The sequence below is a fragment of the Micromonospora sp. NPDC005197 genome (assembly GCF_040608295.1).
Taxonomy (GTDB): Bacteria; Actinomycetota; Actinomycetes; order Mycobacteriales; family Micromonosporaceae; genus Micromonospora.
Genome location: NZ_JBEXHY010000263.1, coordinates 1 through 1,976 on the forward strand (window position 1 = coordinate 1; position 1,976 = coordinate 1,976).

The 1,976-nt window shown below is 67.9% G+C and carries 2 protein-coding genes; both read left to right on the top strand.

The features are described from left to right. Positions 1-6 precede the first annotated feature (6 nt). The gene (locus tag ABZU46_RS31695; protein ID WP_354863367.1) at positions 7-990 is read left to right on the top strand and encodes a sugar ABC transporter permease; all 984 of its coding nucleotides are present in this window, start codon (positions 7-9) and stop codon (positions 988-990) included. Beyond that, positions 990-1,889 (top strand): carbohydrate ABC transporter permease, encoded by a 900-nt coding sequence (locus ABZU46_RS31700; protein WP_354863368.1) that lies wholly within the window; start codon positions 990-992, stop codon positions 1,887-1,889. Before ABZU46_RS31695 ends, ABZU46_RS31700 begins: the two co-directional genes overlap by 1 nt. Positions 1,890-1,976: the final 87 nt, after the last annotated feature.

Sequence of the window (1,976 nt, forward strand, 5' to 3'; positions counted from 1 at the left end):
TGGTTGGTGGCATTGCCCCCGGCGCCCGACCCGCCCCGCCGCGGCCCCGTATCCGGCGGGCCCCACGCCGAGAGGCGTGGGCCCGGCAGCATCCGGCACAGCGAAGGTCTGGCGGGGTACGTCTTCCTGTCGCCGTGGCTCATCGGCCTGATGGGTGTCACGGCGGTCCCCATGCTGCTGTCGCTCTACCTGAGCTTCACCAACTACGACATCCTCACCCCCTTCTCCGAGGTGCGGTGGGTGGGGTTGGCCAACTACGAGCGGATGTTCACCGCCGACCCGTCGTACTGGCACGCGGTGCGGGTCACCCTGACGTTCGCGCTGGTCGCGGTGCCGCTGAAGCTGGCCGCCGCGCTCGGCGTGGCGTTGCTGCTCAACCGTGCCTGGCGCGGCGTCGGGCTGTTCCGCGGGCTGTTCTACCTGCCGTCGCTGCTCGGCGGCAGCGTCGCGCTGGCCATCGTCTGGGTCAACATGTTCAACCGCGACGGGGCGTTCAACTCGCTGCTGAGCCTCGTCGGCGTCACCGGCAGACCGTGGGTCAACGACCCCGACTGGGCGCTGGAGACGCTGATGGTGCTCGCCATCTGGCAGTTCGGGGCGCCGATGGTGATCTTCCTGGCCGGGCTCAAGCAGGTGCCGACCGAGCTGTACGAGGCCGCGTCGGTCGACGGGGCCGGCAGGTTCCGCCAGTTCCGCAACGTCACGCTGCCGATGCTCTCCCCGGTCATCTTCTTCAACCTGGTGCTGGAGACGATCAACGGCTTCCAGGGCTTCACCGCCGCGTTCGTGCTCAGCAACGGCACCGGCGGCCCGGTCGACTCCACCCTCATGTACACGCTGAACCTCTACATCACCGGCTTCACCGACCTCAACATGGGCTACGCCTCGGCGATGGCCTGGGTGTTCCTGCTCGCCATCGCGGTCATCACCGCGATCTTCTTCAGCACCGGACGGTTCTGGGTGCACTACTCCGACGGGGAGGACCGGTGATGGTGGCGGTGAACCCGGCGGCCGCGGCGTCGACCACAGCGCCGCCTAACGCGCGTCGTCGGCCCGGCGGCCGGTCCCTGCTGCGGCTGCTGATCCTGGTGATCATCGTCGTCGTGGTGCTCTACCCGCTGATCTGGATGGTGGGCACGTCGGTGAAGTCCCAGGAGGAGATCGTCAACAACGTCGGGCTGCTGCCCGAGCGCTTCACCCCGGGCAACTACACCGCCGGATGGTCCAACTTCGACGTCAGCTTCGGCCGGTTCTTCCTCAACAGCGCGATGGTCAGCCTGCTCACCGTCGTCGGCAACGGGCTCTCCTGCCTGCTGGCCGCGTACGCCTTCGCCCGGCTGCGGTTCCGGCTGCGCGGCATGTGGTTCGCCGTCATGATCGGCACGCTGCTGCTGCCCCAGCACGTGCTGATCGTGCCGCAGTACATCCTGTTCCGGACGCTCGGGCTGGTGGGCGGCGACTGGCCGTACCTGCCACTGCTCATCCCGCAGTTCCTGGCCACCGAGGCGTTCTTCGTCTTCCTCATGGTGCAGTTCATGCGCGGCGTCCCGCGCGAGTTGGACGAGGCGGCCCGGATCGACGGCGCCGGCCCGTACGGCATCTTCCGGCACATCATCCTGCCGCTGAGCCGTCCCGCGCTGGTCACCACGGCGATCTTCTCGTTCATCTGGACCTGGAACGACTTCTTCCGCCAGTTGGTCTTCCTGTCCCAACTGGAGGACTACACCGTGCCGGTCGCGCTGACCCTGTTCATCGACTCGACCAGCCAGAGCGCGGTCGGGCCGATGTTCGCCATGTCGGTGCTGTCGCTGCTGCCGGTCTTCCTGTTCTTCGTCGCCTTCCAGCGGATGCTCGTCGAGGGGATCAACACCAGTGGCATCAAGGGCTGAACCGGTCGACACCGGCGGGCGGCGGGACTGGCGGGACGTCGCTCGTGACGCCGCCGACCTCGCGCTGCTCGGCATCCTGCTGACCCT